General features: G+C 48.3%; 15 protein-coding genes. 10 read left to right on the forward strand and 5 right to left on the reverse strand.

Annotation, left to right across the window (positions count from 1 at the left end; translation table 11 throughout):
• The first annotated feature begins 89 nt into the window (after positions 1–89).
• The 9 genes from ACYVIC_RS07085 (at position 90) to dgt (ending at position 8,760) form a co-directional block, all read left to right on the forward strand.
• Positions 90–407 carry a helix-turn-helix domain-containing protein gene (locus tag ACYVIC_RS07085; RefSeq protein WP_460858557.1) on the forward strand — a complete coding sequence of 106 codons (318 nt, stop codon included), beginning with the start codon at positions 90–92 and terminating at the stop codon, positions 405–407.
• A 48-nt stretch (positions 408–455) separates the two neighbouring features.
• Positions 456–686, forward strand: a complete 231-nt coding sequence (locus ACYVIC_RS07090) for a hypothetical protein (protein WP_460858558.1) — start codon at positions 456–458, stop codon at positions 684–686.
• Positions 676–1,056: a hypothetical protein gene (locus tag ACYVIC_RS07095; RefSeq protein WP_460858560.1), complete on the forward strand. Its 381-nt coding sequence runs from the start codon at positions 676–678 to the stop codon at positions 1,054–1,056. Before ACYVIC_RS07090 ends, ACYVIC_RS07095 begins: the two co-directional genes overlap by 11 nt.
• A 29-nt stretch (positions 1,057–1,085) precedes the next feature.
• The gene (locus ACYVIC_RS07100) at positions 1,086–2,318 is read left to right on the forward strand and encodes a TniQ family protein (RefSeq protein ID WP_460858561.1); all 1,233 of its coding nucleotides are present in this window, start codon (positions 1,086–1,088) and stop codon (positions 2,316–2,318) included.
• Complete coding sequence (locus ACYVIC_RS07105; protein WP_460858563.1) at positions 2,312–4,417, forward strand: type I-F CRISPR-associated protein Csy2; 2,106 nt, start codon at positions 2,312–2,314, stop codon at positions 4,415–4,417. The genes ACYVIC_RS07100 and ACYVIC_RS07105 overlap by 7 nt, the downstream gene beginning before the upstream one ends.
• 9 nt (positions 4,418–4,426) lie before the next feature.
• The gene (gene csy3, locus ACYVIC_RS07110) at positions 4,427–5,470 is read left to right on the forward strand and encodes a type I-F CRISPR-associated protein Csy3 (RefSeq protein WP_460858564.1); all 1,044 of its coding nucleotides are present in this window, start codon (positions 4,427–4,429) and stop codon (positions 5,468–5,470) included.
• A gap of 1 nt (position 5,471) precedes the next feature.
• Positions 5,472–6,086, forward strand: a complete 615-nt coding sequence (gene cas6f, locus ACYVIC_RS07115; RefSeq protein WP_460858565.1) for a type I-F CRISPR-associated endoribonuclease Cas6/Csy4 — start codon at positions 5,472–5,474, stop codon at positions 6,084–6,086.
• 503 nt (positions 6,087–6,589) lie between these two features.
• On the forward strand, positions 6,590–7,300 hold the full coding sequence (gene hxpB, locus ACYVIC_RS07120; RefSeq protein ID WP_460858567.1) for a hexitol phosphatase HxpB: 711 nt from the start codon (positions 6,590–6,592) through the stop codon (positions 7,298–7,300).
• 2 nt (positions 7,301–7,302) lie between these two features.
• Positions 7,303–8,760: a dGTPase gene (dgt, locus tag ACYVIC_RS07125; protein WP_460858569.1), complete on the forward strand. Its 1,458-nt coding sequence runs from the start codon at positions 7,303–7,305 to the stop codon at positions 8,758–8,760.
• A gap of 53 nt (positions 8,761–8,813) precedes the next feature.
• Here the strand turns inward: dgt and ACYVIC_RS07130 are convergent, their stop codons facing one another.
• Positions 8,814–10,622, reverse strand: coding sequence for an alpha/beta fold hydrolase (locus ACYVIC_RS07130; protein WP_460858570.1), 1,809 nt, complete (start codon positions 10,620–10,622; stop codon positions 8,814–8,816).
• A 106-nt stretch (positions 10,623–10,728) separates the two neighbouring features.
• On the opposite strand from ACYVIC_RS07130, the gene ACYVIC_RS07135 reads away from it, so the two are divergent.
• The gene (locus ACYVIC_RS07135) at positions 10,729–12,792 is read left to right on the forward strand and encodes a winged helix-turn-helix domain-containing protein (protein WP_460858572.1); all 2,064 of its coding nucleotides are present in this window, start codon (positions 10,729–10,731) and stop codon (positions 12,790–12,792) included.
• 56 nt (positions 12,793–12,848) lie between these two features.
• Here ACYVIC_RS07135 and ACYVIC_RS07140 read toward each other — a convergent pair whose 3' ends face one another.
• The 4 genes from ACYVIC_RS07140 to ACYVIC_RS07155 form a co-directional block, all read right to left on the reverse strand.
• Positions 12,849–14,285, reverse strand: a complete 1,437-nt coding sequence (locus ACYVIC_RS07140) for a coniferyl aldehyde dehydrogenase (RefSeq protein ID WP_460858574.1) — start codon at positions 14,283–14,285, stop codon at positions 12,849–12,851.
• A gap of 63 nt (positions 14,286–14,348) precedes the next feature.
• Entirely contained in the window at positions 14,349–15,353 is a 1,005-nt protein-coding gene (locus ACYVIC_RS07145) for a LacI family DNA-binding transcriptional regulator (protein ID WP_460858576.1), read from the reverse strand.
• Between the two features lie 33 nt (positions 15,354–15,386).
• Entirely contained in the window at positions 15,387–16,742 is a 1,356-nt protein-coding gene (locus tag ACYVIC_RS07150; RefSeq protein WP_460858577.1) for a glycoside-pentoside-hexuronide (GPH):cation symporter, read from the reverse strand.
• 24 nt (positions 16,743–16,766) lie between these two features.
• Positions 16,767–18,098 carry a GH1 family beta-glucosidase gene (locus ACYVIC_RS07155; protein ID WP_460858579.1) on the reverse strand — a complete coding sequence of 444 codons (1,332 nt, stop codon included), beginning with the start codon at positions 18,096–18,098 and terminating at the stop codon, positions 16,767–16,769.
• Positions 18,099–18,172 lie beyond the last annotated feature (74 nt).

Genomic DNA, 18,172 nt, shown 5'->3' on the forward strand with positions numbered 1-18,172 from the left:
GATATAGCAAAACTTAGGATTCCTAAGTATACTCTACTATCAAAAACTAAGACAATCTAAGTCTTCCGGTATCAGAAAATGAACATCCTTTGGCATCACATACACCTTTCCCAATTAGACTTAAACAAGCCAGAAAGGCGAAAGCCCTCACACAAAAAGAGCTTGGCATGCGTATTGGACTCGACATTAATACTGCTAGCAGTCGCATGAATCATTACGAGACTGGCCGGCACATGCCTGACTACGATATGGCCAAAAAGCTAGCAGAGGAGTTAGACGTTCCCGTAGCCTATTTCTATTGCGACTCTGAAGAAATGGCCAAGTTACTGATGTCATTTCATAAGCTAAGTACTGAGCAACAACAAAAGGTGTTGGATTTTATCAACGCTCAAAAGGTAATTGATTAATTATCATCAACCGCCAAACTTTGATATTTCATGTGATGGAGCATTTCTATGGATGTAGTGAAAGAAGCAGCATTAAGACTTGCAGGCCAGTTCGAGTCTGAAGAACTAGGTTTACAATTTGCAGCCAAAATGTGCAACATGATCTCATCGCAAATTATCCCAGTTATCAACGATAATCCTGAGGAAGCGGTTCGGCTGTTATGTTCAACAGACAAGAATTTTATCGACGGACTTGTGACATTGATGTCGAAAAGTAAATCAGCCCTTAATGATAAATAGTGAAGAAAATAAGCTATCAGTAAATACCAATGCTGTCGCCCTAAAGCTCTTTCGGCATATCGCAAATGAATGGCAATTACCGGCTGAGCAGTCCAGAAAGCTTTTTCCATCTTTAGAGGACGAGCAATTTGAAGATTGGATGTCAGGTAATTTAAATTCTGAGCAGCCAGATTTATTAGTGCTTGTGTCGCACTTGATGGCAATCTACAAGCTACTGCATCAAATCTTTCCGAAGCCTGTTCAAGCAAATGCCTGGATATTAAAACCTAATTCAGAACTTCAAAATTTCTCTGGTTTTGAGTTAATTATTCGACAACATTCTGAAGGAGCTAAGGTTGTAAGAAGCTATTTAGAAGGCCGGGTCACTTAATTAATCACTATTTAGCTTGAGGATGAGTAATGGCATTTTTATTTTCCCCTAAAGCACGTGCTCATAATGACGAGTCCCTTGAAAGCTATTTACTCCGCGTTGTGGCTGAAAATTATTTTGATTCATACTACCAACTTAGCATTGCTATCAGAGAAGAGCTTCATGAGCTCGACTTCGAAGCACATGGTGCTTTCCCAATAGATCTAAAGCGACTCAATATTTACCATGCCAAACATAACAGCCACTTTAGGATGCGGGCTTTAAAATTGATTGAGTCGCTGCTTGGCTTACCCCCTCATGAACTACAAAAAATAGCGCTGTTTAGATCTAACCGAACATTTTCAGGTGGCGCTACTGCTGTTCATCGTTATGGTGTAGACATACCTCTGAGCTTTATACGATATGCAAATGAGGACAACCTTGAAAGCCTACCTGTTTGTCCTCTTTGCTTAAAAGAAGAGCACTATATTAGGCAGGTTTGGCATTTAACACCCTATAACGCTTGCGTTAAGCACAGATGTGAACTGTTGCATCGATGCCCAGAATGCCAGACGCCGATCAACTACATTGAAAATGAGTCTATTACTCATTGTTTGTGTGGGCTTGAGCTTTCAAAAGTAGCAATTGTAGCGGCTGCAAAAGCAGAACTCATTTTAGCGCACAGCCTTATTAGCAGTGATGCCTCCTCAAAAAACACTCTGCTCATTCAATCATCTTCTACTCACCGCCTTGCTGCACTGCTTTGGCATCAAAAGCGTTATCGAGAGAGCCATTGCTATTCCTTTGAGAACGCAATTGAGTATTACGGCAGCTGGCCTGAAAATTTCTATCAAGAACTGGATGCAATAACTCAAGGTGCTGAATACAGGTTGATTAATCTTTTTAACCATACAGAATTTCGCTCTATTTTTGGTGAACTAATTCTGCATTCACGATGCCTTGAACCGGAAGATAAGGAACCGCATTTTATTTATGCTGCTGTAATATGTTATTTGCAAAAGCTGGTTGATGCGCATCCAAAAACGAAAAAGCCAAACGTGGCAGATATGCTAATTAGCATCTCAGAAACAGCGGTTATACTTGCGACAACCCATGAGCAAGTTTATCGACTTTATCAGGATGGAATACTGACGTCGTCTTTCAGACAAAAGATGGCACAGCGGATAGAACCCTATAAAGGCGTGTTTTATCTAAGGCAGGTAATCGAGTATAAAAATAGCTTTGGTAATGAACGACAGGGGATGTACTTATCAGCATGGTAAAAAACTTACAGCTTCGTTCATTGCTTGATATTGATGATATTCCAACACGTAACCAAGCTCTAAGGCGTGCATTTTCTGCTTATACCGAATTGATAGATGTGACCGGCGAGGAAAAATCAGCGCTGACTATTTTAGTGAACCTGACCTATCCAAAAGCTAAGGTTGACGATTTATTGGATGTAAAGTTAGCAAAAAAGACTTTAAACGATCAGTCTCATATCGATGGTTGCATTAGCGAAGTACAGTGGTTTCATACTCATAATTTAAAATACCCAGACATCCGTGTCAGCAAGCAAAATCTTGTAGCAGCAAGCCCACTATTACATCCTAGTATTTTGAGCAGCGCCAATTGCCAGCCCACGTTAGGCTGGTCACACGACAGCGCCAAAGTTAATTTATCTAAATTTTTTGGTTGTCATTTTATTTGGCATGGCAAAGTAACCTGTCTTGCGCTTTTACTGAGCGAGGCGCAAACACATTGGAAAGGTGCTTTTCATAATCTTGGGATGTCAGTTAAACAATTTATAGATGTTTGCGTCAGGGTGAAGAGCTTCCTACCTGAGCAGTTCAGCCCAGATGTCGTCGATAAGTACTCAACACAAGTTCGAATGCCATACCATGATGGATATGTGGCAATTACACCTGTTATCAGCCACGCCCTTCAGTCTGGACTGCAGCAAGCTGCAATCAATAAGCATGGTAAATTCACCAAAGTTGAATTCACCCGTCCTGCATCGGTAAGCGAGCTGGTTGCATCCCTTGGCGGCAATATTCAAGTATTGAATTATCCGCCTCGTATTAGTCAAAAATACCACGGATTAAGCGACAGCCATCTTTCAAGAGTGCTAGCTGGCAAACCAGTACTAAATCATAATGCCTTGTCTCGTTCTGACTTTGTAAAGGTCGTCGAAACCCTGCTATCAAGTGGATCAGCGCTTGCATTAAAGCAGCGCAGGCACCAAAAAGTAGCCGCTCTTAGGCAGATAAGAACTACGTTAACCGAATGGCTTGCCCCGATGCTGGAATGGCGGTTAGAGGTGACAGATGGGAGGTTTATTCTAAGCGAGCTTGAGACTATAAGTGGTTCATTAGAATATCAATTTCTATCATTAGAAAATGGACAATTACCTGAGTTGCTTAGGCCTCTACTTGGTCTTTTAAATACGGTATTGTCTAACTCAAAAATGACCAGCCAATATGCCTTTCACCAGAAACTGATGCCCATCCTTCGAAACGGTTTGCATTGGCTTCTTAATCAGTTGGCGAATCAACAGCCACTTGAGCATAGAGCTATTGATGCTGAGAATATCCAGCGCTATTTGTATTTGAAAGACATTCGAGTTTTTGATGCTCAAGCTTTATCAAATCCTTATTGTGTAGGCGTTCCCTCCCTTACTGCAGTCTGGGGGATGATGCATAACTTTCAACGTCGATTAAATGAAAGACTTGGCACTAAACTTCGGATGACGTCTTTTTCGTGGTTTATTCGTCAGTATTCAGCCGTTAAAGGAAAAAAGGTCCCTGAATTAAGAATGCAGGGGCTGCGGGAAAATCAATTTAGGCGCCCTGGAATACTGGATAATCGGCATTGCGACTTGGTCTTTGATCTTGTCATTCATATTGATGGATTTGAAGATGATTTGGCTCTCTTAGACTCCCGAACTGAAATGTTGAAAGCGAGTTTCCCGGCAAACTTCGCTGGAGGTGTAATGCATCCCCCCGAGTTAAACACTCCTGGAGAGTGGTGCGAGTTTTATCAATGTGAAACAGAGCTTTTCGAAAAAATAAGAACATTACCTGCTTCCGGAAAATGGATAATGCCGACCAAACACTCTTTTAAAAATATTAGTGATCTTCTGTTTTTACTGGATAAAAGCCCTTCACTGTGTCCAACTATGTTCGGCTATTTACCACTGACGAAACCAATTAAAAGAGTTGGTAGTTTAGAGTCATTACATTGTTATGCTGAACCTGCGATTGGTGTCGTTGAGTGTACATCTGCAATTGGAGTAAGGTTACAAGGCCAGACAAACTATTTTAGGAAAGCGTTTTGGATGTTAGAGGCGAAAGAGCTGTCGATGCTGATGAAAAGGATATGAGGAAAGACCGTGGAGCTATGTAATGTTTTAAAGTATGACCGCTCTATTTACCCAAGCAAGGCGGTATTTTTTTATAAAACAGATGAATCTGATTTTGTTCCTCTTGAAGCTGACGTTATTCGCATCCGAGGTCAAAAAGCCGGATTCACCGAAGCTTTTACTCCGCAATTCAAGTCGAAAAATTTGGCGCCCCAAGATTTAGCACACTGCAACCCCTTAACAATTGAGGAGTGCTATGTTCCTCCAAATGTTGAGCATATCTACTGTCGTTTCTCACTAAGAGTGCAAGCCAACTCCATCAATCCTTCTGGCTGCAGCGATCCTGAAGTGTATGCTTTGCTCGAAAAGTTGTCGGCAGCATTTATAAAATGCAAAGGATACAAAGAACTGGCAATCCGGTTTTGTAAAAATCTGCTTTTGGGAACCTGGCTTTGGCGAAATCAAAATACTGGTAACACTCAAATAGACATTAAAACCAGTTCGGGAAAGTGCTATCACATTGCGAATACTAGAGAGCTTGCTTGGGAAGTTTGGCCCAGTAAGACACAATCTGTTCTCGATGAGTTAAGTGACGAGATGCAATCAGCATTGACTGATAAAAATGTATTTTGGAACGCCGATATCACGGCAAAAATTGAAGCGGCTTTTTGCCAGGAGATTTACCCAAGTCAAACATTTAGTGAAAAGTCTGACATAGGTAATGGTTCAAAACAGTTTGCCAAAATTAGATGCTCCGATGGCCGTTTTGCTGTGAGCTTTAATTCGGTCAAAATAGGTGCAGCGATTCAATCAATTGATAATTGGTGGGATGGTGACAAACGACTGAGGGTGCACGAGTACGGAGCAGACAAAGAACTGGGTATTGCGAGACGCGCCCCTGAGTCAGAGATGAGCTTTTATTCATTATTAGTCAATGCTGAGCAGTACCTTGCTGAGCTTAATAAGCTTGCAGTGCAATCCAAGTATTCAATCAATCCAAATATTTACTATGTATTTGCTGTCCTCATAAAAGGTGGCATGTTCCAGAAAAAAACAGAGACTAAGAAGGCATAGTATGCAGCGTTTTTATTTTGCGGTGCGCTTCATACCGAAAGAAGCAAACTTAGCGCTCCTAATGGGACGTTGTATATCAGTAATGCATGGCTTTATCTGTAATCGCGAGATAAGCGGGCTTGGGGTGACGTTCCCAGCCTGGTCTGATAGCTCTATTGGTGATGTCATCGCTTTTGTTCACACTGACGCAGCTATCTTGGATGGGCTGAAGCAGCAGTCATACTTTCAGGAAATGGCTGCATTTGGCCTTTTTTGCGTTAGTATTGTTGACGCCGTGCCTTTAGATTGTGCTGAAATTAGGTTTAAACGTAATCAAGGAATAGCGAAGATGTTCGTTGGTGAGGCACGCAGACGCTTGAAGCGTTTGGAAAAAAGAGCTCTGGCGCGAGGTGAAGTTTTTAAACCAGTCAAACACCTTAAAGAAAGAGATTTTGACACGTTTCATTGCATCGCTGTTGGTAGCACTAGCACAACGCAAAACTTCCTTTTGCAAATTCAGAGGGAGATCGTTGCCATCCCACAAGAGCCAGATTTCAGTAAGTACGGATTAGCTACAAATAAGGTGCATAATGGCTCAGTACCTGAACTATTATGCAGCATTCATACCTTATTTTAAGGCTCCTCGATAAGTGTCTGCTTTATTACGGCCAAGGCTATATCTTAAATAGTAAGGTTTTATCTAGAGCCAGCTTACAACCAATTGAAATCATGATTTTTATTGGCTAATCTTCAAAGTGAACTGCCGGATAGGCAGCTGAAAATGGCATTGAAGTCGATGGCACAGGTGAGGCGATGTGAACTGCCGAGTAGGCAGCTGAAAATGCGCGTATTGCTCGACATAAAGGCTGGTTATAGTTAACTGCCGTAAAGGCAGATAAAAACCTCTTCCCAATTTTTTGGTGAAGAGGTTTTATACAATTGACGGTTCATATCACCCACCAAAAAACCCACCTAACTACTGTGAGTATGTGAAATCCATTCTAAAGGCCACATGTAATAAAATTACATTTTTTAATTTTGTCACTCAGCCTGCATTCCGATTTGTCAGACTATGGGTATATTTTATGTCAATGTATGCTTATATCGTTTAGGTAAATCCCTTTTTTTATTAGCACGGCTATGTCAGAGTATGGTTTTAGCGACAGCAAGCGGATAAACAGCGTGGCATTTCAGGCAGTTATTTTTGATATGGACGGCGTGCTGATCGACTCAGAGCCGTTATGGCATCAGGCCGAACAGCAAATTTTAGGCGGCCTTGGCGTCGACTTTAACCAGCCGCCGTTATTGCAAAGCACCGGCTTAACTACCGCCAGCGTTATTGCGCACTGGTATCAGCACCAGCCGTGGCCTGAACTGACGCCAGCAAAGGTGCATCACCGCATTATCGACTTTGTCGCCAGTGGCATCGCCACAAATGGCAGTGCCAAAACCGGCCTGCCGGCACTGTTAGAGGCCATTGCCGCACAACAGCTGAAAATTGCCGTGGCAACCAATTCACCCAAACTACTGCTTGATACCACGCTGCAACGGTTGAATATTACGCATTACTTTGACGCCCGTTGTCATCTTGAGCTGGTAAAGCAGGGCAAACCGGCACCGGATATTTACCTGTTAGCCGCCGAAAAGCTAGGCGTAGCGCCGCAGCATTGCTTAGTGTTTGAAGATTCATTTGCCGGCGTTACTGCCGCCAAAGCCGCCGGCATGACAGTGGTTGCTATACCGGCGGCGCACGAATGGCATCAGAGTAAATTTGAGCTTGCTGATCATAAAATCCGCTGTTTTACTGAGTTTGACTATCAGCACTGGCTGCAAGCTTCAGCTAAGGAGTAGCGATGGACTTTCGCCTGAAAATTAAAGCCGACCGGCCGCTGCAAAGCCGTACCTCAGCGTTGCAACTGGCAGTAGAAAGCGACCGCGGCCGTATTATTAATTCAGCGGCGGTGCGGCGTTTGCAGCAAAAAACGCAGGTGTTTCCGCTGGAGCGCAATGCAGCGGTGCGTAGCCGCCTAACCCATTCGCTGGAAGTACAGCAAAGCGGCCGTTTTATTGTGCAAAGCATTTTCCGGCTGTTATCCGCCAAAGAGCAGGCAGAATACGGCTTAACCGAGCTGGAGCGGCCGATTGAATCACTGGTAGAAATGGCCTGCCTGCTGCACGATGTGGGTAACCCGCCGTTTGGCCATAGTGGCGAAAGCGCTATTAATCATTGGTTTAGCACTGTATTGCCACAACTGACGGCACAGCATCAGCTGCAGCACAACCGCTTGTGGCAGACATTGAGCACCGAGCTGGCACAATTTGAAGGTAATGCCCAGGCCATACGGCTGGTGCACAGCTTACAGCGGATGAATCTGACGTACTCGCAGCTGGCGTGCATTTTAAAGTACACCCGCATTGGCACCGCTGTTAAGCCTGATAAAAGCCACAGCCAAAGCTATTTACAGAAAAAGCCCGGCTACTATTATGCTGAACAGCAACTGGTCGAAACCCTGTGGCAACAACTGCAAACCGCAGCGCACTGCCGTCATCCGTTAACCTACATTATGGAAGCCGCTGACGACATTTCCTACTGTCTGGCCGACCTGGAAGATGCGGTAGAAAAAGGCTTACTGAGCTTAGCTGAGTTGGCGCAGCAGCTAAATAAGGCGTTTATTGAACTGGAGCCGCAGCAACGTTTAATTAGCAGCCACAGTGGTGGCAGCGAGAGCTTTTCGGCGCTGATAAAAGCCGCGCTGGATAAGGCAGCAGATGAACCGATTAACAAAACCTCAGAATTTTTTATCAAATTGCGCGTAGGCATGGTCCACCCTTTGGTGCGCCATGCTGCACAGCAGTTTATCAGTAATATCGACGCGGTATATGATGGCACCCTCAACCGCGCCCTGCTTGAAGATGGCAGCCAATACCATGCCATTACGGCTACCTTTAAACAGGTAGCGCGCCGCTTTGTGTTTAACCAGAGCGAAGTCGAAACGCTGGAATTACAAGGCTTTCGTATTATTGCTGGTTTACTCGACAGTTATTTGCCGTTATTGCAGCTGTCTGCGGCTGATTTTAACGCGGTATTACAAAACCGGGCTTATCATCTGCCACAGCATCAACGTTTGGCTCATCGCCTGCCGAATAAGCATTTGGCAGCTTATCAGTTGGCGCTGAGTGAGCTCAGCGCAGACGATACCGCAGCGGAATTTTACTATCGCTGTCGTTTATTGCAGGATTTTATCAGCGGCATGACCGACCACTTTGCCTTTGATGAGTATCAGACACTGGTAAATTGCCTTAGCCGCTAATTGGATCAAGCATAGCGGCGTGGTTATGGTTAGCCGGTTGTCTGCACTGAATGTCAGGGTAGTTGGGCCTGGTTAAACAGCCAATTCAGCGCCTGTTTGATCTTCTCCGGTTGCTGCAGTGGCACCAGATGATCGCTGCTGCTTAGTGGCAGGTATTGGCCGTTTGATAATGCGGCCTGCTCGGCACTCCAGGCGCTGCCTTCCTGTTGCCACTGTTGCAAGGCTGCTGCCAGCTCTGGCTCGTTGGCTGCTTGCTCGATTTGCTGCTGCTCAAAGTCACTGTCAATTACACTTACCGGTATGCTTGTTACCATTGGCAGTGCAGCATAACCGTCCAAGTCTGCGGCATAAGCAGCGATCTCTCTGGCACGGGCCTGCTGCTGCGGAATAAGTAAACGCAGTTGCATAATTTGCTCAAAGTAACTCCAGTCCAGCTGTACGTTGTGTTGTGCAACCAACTGCTGTACTTGCTGATATTCAATATCCAGTTTAGCTTGGGTGCGGGCGGTCCAGTTACCGGCCGCAAGGTGCGGTATTAAGGCAGGCAAATTGGCCAGATACCAGTCGGCCGGGTAGCCCTGATACAGGCTTAGCGAATGCGGCAGTGGAATATCCGGGTCGATATACAACATGGCGTTAATGGCAAACTGTTGCTGATATTGCTGATAAAACCAGCGTGCGCTGATACTGCTGCTGGCAAAGGCCACCAGCGTGATTTGCGTCTCTTCCAATTTTTGCAGCACCAGTGCCAGATCGTTGGCAAAACGGCGATACGATAAGTCTTCGCTGGTGCTGCTATAGGCATTGCCCAGCCTGTCAATACTATATACCCGATACTGCTGCGCCAGCAGCGGTTGCACGGCAGCAAACCAGGCGCTGTCACTGTGGTAGTTGTAATTTGGCCCAGCCAGTAACACTACCGCTGGCCCGGGGTTATTCAGTCCCATAGCACGGACATGGAATTGTCCTTGTTCAGTGCTGACCAGTTGCGAGTGGTCAGGGAGTTCGGGCTGCTCTGTTGTGGCAAAGAATTTCAGGATCTCGCGGCTGCTGTCAAAACCGGCGTATTGCCAGTTATGGCCGCCGTCTTTCATGCTAAACAGCTGAAATTTTTGTTTGCCATTGTGATAACTGCTCAGGCTGACGTTGGTGTTCAGGGTTTTCTGCAGCGCATAGGGTAAACCGCTGTTTTTCTCTGCCAGCAAGGCGATAGCATCCGGTGAGCTAATTAAACCAAAGTTGCTGTGCACCTGGCCGTTGTAAGGCAATACCGGGTCAGCCGTGCCATGCACCATCATTATTGATACCGGTTGTGTTGGTGCGCAGCTGGATGCCAGTTGGATAGACATGGGGGCCGCGACCACGGCCACAGCTTTAAAAGCGTGCGGCAGATTGCAGGCCAGGTTTTGCACAAACAGGCCGCCTTGCGAAAAGCCAGCGGCGTAAACTTCGCCCGGCGTTACACTGTGCCGCTGCTGAATATCGGCAATTATGTTTGAGGTAAAGCCCAAATCATCAGCGCCCAGCCGGTGGGCAATATTGCACTCGCAGCCTTCGTTCCATTCAACCTGCTCTGACTCGGGGTAGGCGACGATATAGTCATTGCTGATTTTCTCAAACTGACTAAGCGACTGCATCTCTTTGCCCCGGCCGCCTGAATGGTGAAAGGCCAGTAGCAGTTTGTAACTGTTAGCCGGCTGGTAATTGTCTGGCAGCGCCAGCCAATACTTGCGCCCACCCAGCTGTATGAGCTGAGTTTGGTCATTGGCGTTGGTGTTGTCTTGCTTTTTGTCTGAAGACTGACAGCCTTGTAGTGCCAGCAGCATTATTATCGTGGCTATTGTGTTTATATGCTGTTTCATATTAGTTTCCTGTTAACCGATTGCATGGCAAGCTTAAGCCGTTAACCCGGATTTGCCGTGGCCTTAGTGCTGATGATTTTGTGATGAAAAGCTTACCGGACACCTTATGACAACACTGTTAGCCGCAGCAGGCCTGTGGCAGCTGGGGCCGCTGCACTATGATGCTAACCAGCGTCAACTTAGCAATGCTGATCAGCAGCTCTATCTGGAGCCGCGTCAGCATCAGTTGCTATTGTGCTTGTTGCAAGACGCCGGGCAGGTAGTTAGCCGTGATACGCTGATTGCTCAGGTATGGCAGGGGCGTATTGTCAGCGACAGTGCAATTAACCGTGCCGTGTCGATGTTGCGCAAAGCCTTAGCCAGCCTGGATCAGCACACCGACTATATAGAGACAGTGCCAAAGTTGGGTTATCGTTTGTCGGCAGCGGGCAATGCCCGCGCAGGCACAGGCGCTGTCGCAGCCGTACCGCACGTTTTAACAGCAGCGCCGGTCGCACGGCGGCAGCGGGTTTATGCGCTGTTATTGCTGCCAATGCTTGCAGCGATCGCAGCGATTACATGGTGGCTTAGTGTTAAAGAGGCGCCACACATCAAGGCCGGCCGTGTAGCGCCGCAAAGCAGTTTTAATGGTGTTGAAAGCCAGCTTAGTATAAATAACGCTGCTACGGCATTGTTGTATCAGCGCCAGGCAGATAGTGGCCATCAGCAGATTTGGCTGCACACTATAACCGATAAAAGCCACAGGGTTTTAACGCCCGCAGAGCAGGATAGCCGCAACGCAGCGATAAGCCCGGATGGCAGCCAGTTTGCCTATGTGCGCCTGGCTGCGGGTGCCTGTCAATTGATGTTGCGGCCGATACTGCCGCAGCCAACAACAGAGCAGCAGACGACAAGCCGGTTGCTGCAAGATTGCCCAACTGATAATACGCCGTTTTTAAGCTGGCACCCGGATGGCAAGACGTTGTATTTTCGCCAACGCACAGATAAAACTCAGCCGTATCAGATTTATCAGTTGCATATCGCCAGTGCTTCGGTGCGCCAGCTAACCTTGCCGCCAGCGAATTACACCGGCCAAGGGGACATTGCCGTGGCAGCGTCAGCACAGCAAGTGGCGTTGCTACGTTATTTAACTGCCGACAGCAGCGAACTACTGTTGCTGGACCCTGACAGCGGCAGCATCATTCAAACGCAGCCATTGCCGCTGCGGGCGACTGCGCTAACCTGGTATAACCAACAGATACTGTTGCTCAGTGCTGGCCAGATGCTGTACCAATATCACCTGCCAACAGCTAAGTTAACGCCGCTGTATCAGGCGGCTGACCCGGTTAATTCCTTTGTGGTTGCCAGCGACGATACGCTGTATTTCAGTACCACCGAAGTGAGTGCCGACATCTGGCACAATAGCGCCGACGCAGTTGCCGTGTTGCGTGTAAACAGCTCGCGCCTGGATATCATGCCCAGGTTGTCACATGATACTGAACAACTGGCCTTTCTCAGTAATCGTTATGGCCAACACCAGCTATGGTTACAAAGTGTCGGCGGCACTGAGCGCTTACTGGCAGAGCTACCCGGCCAGCCAGGCTTTGTTAGGCTGGAATGGTCTGCCGATGATAGCAAGTTGCTGTTTAGCAAAGATGGTGCAGCTTACAGCGTTGATGTGCAAACGGGCAAACTACACACCTTGTTAGCAGCAGAATATCAGGTTGCTATCGTCAATTGGGGCGACACGCCGGATAAACTGCTGTACAGCAGCCAGCGCAACGGTGACTGGCAACTGTGGTTACATGATTTAACCAGCAATACTGAGCAGCAGCTGACACAGCATGGTGGCTACAGCGGGCGGTTATGGCAGGGCAAGTTGTATTTCAGCAAGTACCACCATGACGGCCTTTGGCTAAAGGATTTAACCACGACAGAGGAGACATTGCTGCTGGCGCAATTTGACAAAATTAACTGGTTAAACTGGCATATCGACCAGGATAAGTTGTACTACTATCAGCCCGATGATGGCATTTACCAGCTGGAGCTGGCGACGTTATCGTCGCAGCTGCATTTGGCTGAGCCTGCGCGCTTTGTCCGCCATTTTCACGTGCGTCGGGGTCATACGCTGTTTGTGCAACACGGTGAGCTACAGGGTGATATTTATCGCTTGGCGCTTAAGTCAGAGTAAACAGCACCGGTTGTTATGCCGCGCTCAGTGATGTGCTGAGCGCGTAGCGTCTTGCCTCAACTTTTCCATTTAATTAACCAGTCGGTGAGTTTGCTGGCCAATTTGCCATACGGCGGCAGTAGCATGCCAACGCTGTTGTAGGCGCCCTGGTAAAACACCGGCCGCAATTTACTGAAAGTTAAAAAACCTTCATAGCCGTGGTAGTGGCCCATACCGCTGTCGCCAATGCCGCCAAATGGCAGGTCGTGCTGGCCAACGTGCAAAATGGCGTGGTTAACCGTGACACCGCCAGACATAACGTGAGTCAGATAACGCTGTACCAGCTGTTTGTCGTGGCTGAACGGATAAAACGCCAATGGCCTTGGCCGCGCGTTAATATATTGGATTACCTCGCTGGCATCACCATAGCTTTTTACCGGCAGCAAAGGGCCAAAAATCTCGCGTTGCATTACCAGCATCTCATCGTTAACGTTAAACAATAGCGTTAGCGGAAACTTGCGCAAAGTTGCGTTGGCTGGTTGGTTCGGCATCAGGTTTACTGCCGTTGCGCCTTTAGCAATGGCGTCATCCAGCGTGTGTTGCAAACGCAGGTAGGCGCGGTCGTCGATAATAGCGGTATAGTCATTATGGTTAATATCAGGGTAACGCTGAGCGACCAGTTTAAGCGCCAGTTCGGTAAAGTGCTGCTCAGTGCCGTGCGGTAAAAACAGGTAATCGACATTGGTGCAAATTTGGCCTGCGTTAAAGGCTTTGGCCCACAAAATGCGGTCTGCCGCTTTATCCAGCGGAAAATCGGCTGCGACCACTGCCGGTGATTTACCGCCTAATTCTAAGGTAACCGGTGTCAGATTTTTTGCTGCATTGGCCATTACTGCGCGGCCGGTTTGCGCCGAGCCGGTAAAAAACAGGTGATTAAACGGCTGTGCCGAAAACGCCGGGCCGCTGCCGTCATTATCGGCAAAGAACTGCAGTTTATCGGCTGAAAAATATTTTGCGCTCAGCGTTATCAGCAGCTGCGCTAGCTGCTCTGAGTTTTCTGACATCTTTACCATGGCGCGGTTGCCGGCAGCAAAAATGGCTACCAGCGGCGCCAGAGACAACATGATTGGGAAGTTCCACGGTACTATCACGCCGACTACACCCAACGGCTGAGGCAGTACCTTGCAGCTTGAAGTAGGAAACAGTAGCCGGTCGATATGGCGCTGTTGTGGCTTAAGCCATTTTTTCAGCTGCTTTTTCGTGCGGGCGATATCTTCCAGTACCATTAAAATTTCGGAAAAGCGGGTTTCAAAGCGGCAGCGGCTGCCGTAATCGGCATTGACCGCCGCTACCAGAGCGGCTTCGTTGTCGCAGACCAGCGCTCTTAAGGCGTTCAGATCAGCCAGCCGTTGTTGATATGATGGCAACGGATCGTTGGCAAAAGCGGCCTGCTGCTGTTGTAAACAGAGACTGAACCGGGTGGCGGCAGGATGAACAACAGCATTGGCGGACATGAATACCTCGGCTAGGCAAAAATAAAACTCAGAGCGCCAAGGTAATGAGCCTCCGCTACTTTGTCAAACCGCCAGTGCCTGAACTGAGTCGCGTTGTACTACAGTGGGCTCAAACAGGTTTTGCAGTTTAAGACCTTTTTGCTGGTAAATGTTTTTTAGCACCCAGCGTGCTGCCATCCGGCCCATATCTTCTACCGGATAATCAATAGTGGATAATTGCGGATAGACATAACGTGCCACGATAACATTGTCAAAACCCACTATCGACAACTGTTCTGGCAGGCGGATGCCGTGTTGCCGGGCAACGACCATAGCCCCGGCGGCCATTTCATCGTTGGCGCAAATCAGGCCACTAAAAGCTTTGCCGCTGCGCAGCAGGCGCTGCAGGGCACGGCCACCGCCGTTTTCCTGAAAGTCGCCCTCGGCGAACAGCTGTGGTTCAGGCGTAATACCAGCCTCGGCCAGTGCCCGCAGGTGGCCGGCATAACGCTCTTTAGCATCGCTTTTCCAGCTTGGCCCGGCAATATAAGCTAACTGGCGATGGCCTTGCTGCAATAACAACCGGGTAGCCAGATAACCGCCCAGTTCGTTGTTCAGGCATATGCAGTTATCGGCAAGTTCCGGGATAAAGCGGTTAATCAATACCACGGGTATATCGGCTGAAGCCAGTTTAATCAAATAGTCGTCACTGACCGCTTCGACGTGCAAAATGAGTGCATCACAGCTGCGGCTTTGCAGAAACTCAATGCCGTCTTTTTCGCTGGCTTCTTCACTGTGGCCAGCGGCAATAATAACGTGTTTACCGGCGGCGCGGCATTCGTTTTCAATGCCGCTGAGCATAGCGCCATAGAATGGGCCGTGCAGTTCTGAGACTAAGATGCCGACACTGTTGGAACGGTTTGACGCCAGCGACTGCGCAATGCTGTTGGGCCGGTAACCCAGTTGCGCCATTGCTGCCACAACCTTGGCGCGCGTGGCGTCACTGACCCGCGGGCTGTTGTTCATCACCCGTGATACGGTTGCCAGTGATACACCCGCCAGCTCAGAGACCTGATAAATTGTTGCCATGCCACTCCTATAGCGCCGTCATCATAGTGACTGTTATACGGTTACTTTAACATGAGCCGTAGTGTCTGAACCAGACTGCAGCGCCTGATGAATTTGTAACACCCGGGCGTTGTTCAACCGGTAACGGCTCATCACCAGCGCCACCAGTACCGAACACAGCGCCGGCCATAGCGTAAAGCTGAGTAGCAGGCCCTGCAAGGTGTCGGCAGACTGTGCCTGACCGGCCTGATAGCCGTACCAGGCTAGCAGCCAACCGGCCAGCGCGCCGCCTACGGCCAGGCCTAGCTTAATAAAAAATACCACCGACGAGTACACCAGCCCTGGAACGCGCAAACCGGTTTTATAATGACCATAATCGACGGTGTCGGCCATTTTCGCCCATAACAGCGGCGTCGCCATTTGCAGGAAGAAACTCCAGAAAAAATGCAGCGCAAAGGCCAGTAGCAGTTGCTCAGGGCTGATAAAAAAGCCCAGGGCACAGATCACTGCCGAAATCAGTTGCAGGCCAATGTAGGCTTTAACTTTATCTACTTTAGTTGATAGCCATTGCGCCAGCGCCACGCCGGCAATATTGCCGATCATGCCTACCGTAACAAAGTAGGTTACCAGGTCGTCACGCAGCAAATAATACTTTACGTAGTAAATAGCCAGCGTATTGCGCAATACCATACCGGTTAACAGCAACAAGGCTGCCAGACACAGGATGCGCCATTGCTCATTGCGCCACAGTGACTGTGTCGCTGTGCGTAGCGTCAGACGCTGCCCCTCTGGTGCACTAACCCGCTCGCGGGTGCCGGCAAAACAAAGCAAAAACAGGCCCAGCCCCAGCAGGCTCATAGCGGCAATGGTCAACTGATAGCCCCGGGCCTGATCGCCCTGGCCAAAGTACTGTACCAGTGGCAAGGTGCAGGCGGTAACCAACAAGCCGCCGAGCATGCCAAATACAAAACGATAGGTTTGTACTGACACCCGTTCTGTTGGATCATTGGTTAGCACACCACCTAACGCCGAGTAGGGAATGTTAATAGCGGTATACACCAGCATTAGTAGGGTGTAAGTGACAAAGGCGTACCATTGCTTACCGCTGTCAGAGAAATCCGGTGTGGTAAAGGCCAGTACACTGCAAAAGGCGAATGGCAGTGCCAGCCAAAGCAAGTAAGGCCGGTATTTGCCGTGGCGGCTTTGGGTATTGTCAGCCAACGCACCCATTAAGGGATCGGTAACTGCATCAATAATGCGTACCAGCAGAAACATCGTGCCAACGACTGCCGGTGAGATACCAAAAATGTCGGTATAAAAAAAGGTCAGAAACAGCATTACCGTCTGAAACACGATATTGCTGGCGGTGTCGCCAAGGCCGTAGGCTATTTTTTCTTTTCTGCTCAGCATAACTGCTCCGCTTTGGGGTTTGGCTTAGCGCCGGCTGGCAAACAGATCGCGCAGTGCTATCGCGCTGTGCTTCAGCGTACGTTGCTGCGTCTGATAATCAACATAGACTATACCGAAACGCTTGGCGTAACCTTCGGCCCATTCGAAATTATCCATCAGGCTCCAGGCAAAGTAACCGTCTATACGTACGCCGGCATTAATAGCGTCTGCGGTGGCTTGCAAATGCTGCTGAAAATAAGCCACTCGTTGCTCGTCCTGCACCTGGCCATCATGTAATTGGTCCGGCATTGCTGCACCATTCTCAGTGATATATATTGGCGGTAGTGAATAGCGCTGGTGCATTTGCAGCAGTATTTCAGTTAAACCCCGGGGGTAAATTTCCCAGCCCATGTCGGTTAGTGGCGGAGTGCTTGGCGGTACATCGCTGAACCAGCCTTTACTGTTAGCGCGATACACTGTGCGGGTGTAATAGTTAATGCCAAGATAATCCAGCGGCTGGGCAATAATAGCCATATCGCCATCAACAATTTGTGGTTGCTCTGCCAGCGGTAATTGCGAGAGCAAGTCGGGGTAGCGTGCTTCCATTAATGGCTGAATATACCACTGGTTATGATATTGGTCGGCCATATCGGCGGCACGGATATCGGCGTCATCGTTAGTAGCCGGATGACAAGGGCTAAAATTCAGCACGATACCATTCAGTGCGTGCGGTGCATTTTGCTTAAGCACCTGCATAGCTAAACCATGTGCCAGCAATAAATGGTGCGCGACCTGGCGGCCCCATTGCCGGTTTTGCACACCAGGCGCATGAATGCCGGCCTCATAGCTTAAATACGCGCTGCAAAATGGCTCGTTTAAAGTAGCGTATGAATACACACGCTGACCAAAGGCGCGGCTAACAATATCGGTATAGCTGGCAAATTTATAGGCAGTGTCGCGATTTAGCCAGCCGCCGTTGTCCTGCAGATACTGCGGCAAATCCCAGTGATACAGCGTAACAAAGGCTTTTATACTTTTGGCGTTAAGTGCGTCAAGCAAATCGATGTAAAAATTCAACCCGGCCTGATTAATACTGCCATCGCGGCGGATAATCCGGCCCCAGGCTATCGACAAGCGATAAGCATCGACACCCAGTGAAGCTATCAGCTCAATATCATCGCGCCAGCGGTTAACATGATCGCAGGCAACCATGCCGTCAGAGCCATCTTTAATCCGCCCCGGCTGGGCACAGAAGGTATCCCAGATGCAGGGCTCACGGCTTTGTGCCGCACCTTCTATCTGAAATGCGGCCGTGGCAACACCAAACGTAAAGTCCGGTTTGAGCAGCGGAGAATTCTTAGATAGGGATATTTTCATTGGTTTCATTATTTCCGGTCGAACTGTTACGGGCTACTGCACGACAAAATGATTGCCAACAGCGTGATATATGC

Source organism: Rheinheimera gaetbuli (assembly GCF_054781935.1).

Coding starts and splice junctions, on each gene's coding strand:
- ACYVIC_RS07145 (WP_460858576.1), bottom strand. CDS start 15,353: ATGGCAACAATTTATCAGGTCTCTGAGCTGGCGGGTGTATCACTGGCA.
- hxpB (WP_460858567.1), top strand. CDS start 6,590: ATGTCAGAGTATGGTTTTAGCGACAGCAAGCGGATAAACAGCGTGGCA.
- ACYVIC_RS07140 (WP_460858574.1), bottom strand. CDS start 14,285: ATGTCCGCCAATGCTGTTGTTCATCCTGCCGCCACCCGGTTCAGTCTC.
- dgt (WP_460858569.1), top strand. CDS start 7,303: ATGGACTTTCGCCTGAAAATTAAAGCCGACCGGCCGCTGCAAAGCCGT.
- cas6f (WP_460858565.1), top strand. CDS start 5,472: ATGCAGCGTTTTTATTTTGCGGTGCGCTTCATACCGAAAGAAGCAAAC.
- ACYVIC_RS07135 (WP_460858572.1), top strand. CDS start 10,729: ATGACAACACTGTTAGCCGCAGCAGGCCTGTGGCAGCTGGGGCCGCTG.
- ACYVIC_RS07155 (WP_460858579.1), bottom strand. CDS start 18,098: ATGAAAATATCCCTATCTAAGAATTCTCCGCTGCTCAAACCGGACTTT.
- ACYVIC_RS07095 (WP_460858560.1), top strand. CDS start 676: ATGATAAATAGTGAAGAAAATAAGCTATCAGTAAATACCAATGCTGTC.
- ACYVIC_RS07150 (WP_460858577.1), bottom strand. CDS start 16,742: ATGCTGAGCAGAAAAGAAAAAATAGCCTACGGCCTTGGCGACACCGCC.
- ACYVIC_RS07105 (WP_460858563.1), top strand. CDS start 2,312: ATGGTAAAAAACTTACAGCTTCGTTCATTGCTTGATATTGATGATATT.
- ACYVIC_RS07090 (WP_460858558.1), top strand. CDS start 456: ATGGATGTAGTGAAAGAAGCAGCATTAAGACTTGCAGGCCAGTTCGAG.
- ACYVIC_RS07100 (WP_460858561.1), top strand. CDS start 1,086: ATGGCATTTTTATTTTCCCCTAAAGCACGTGCTCATAATGACGAGTCC.
- ACYVIC_RS07130 (WP_460858570.1), bottom strand. CDS start 10,622: ATGAAACAGCATATAAACACAATAGCCACGATAATAATGCTGCTGGCA.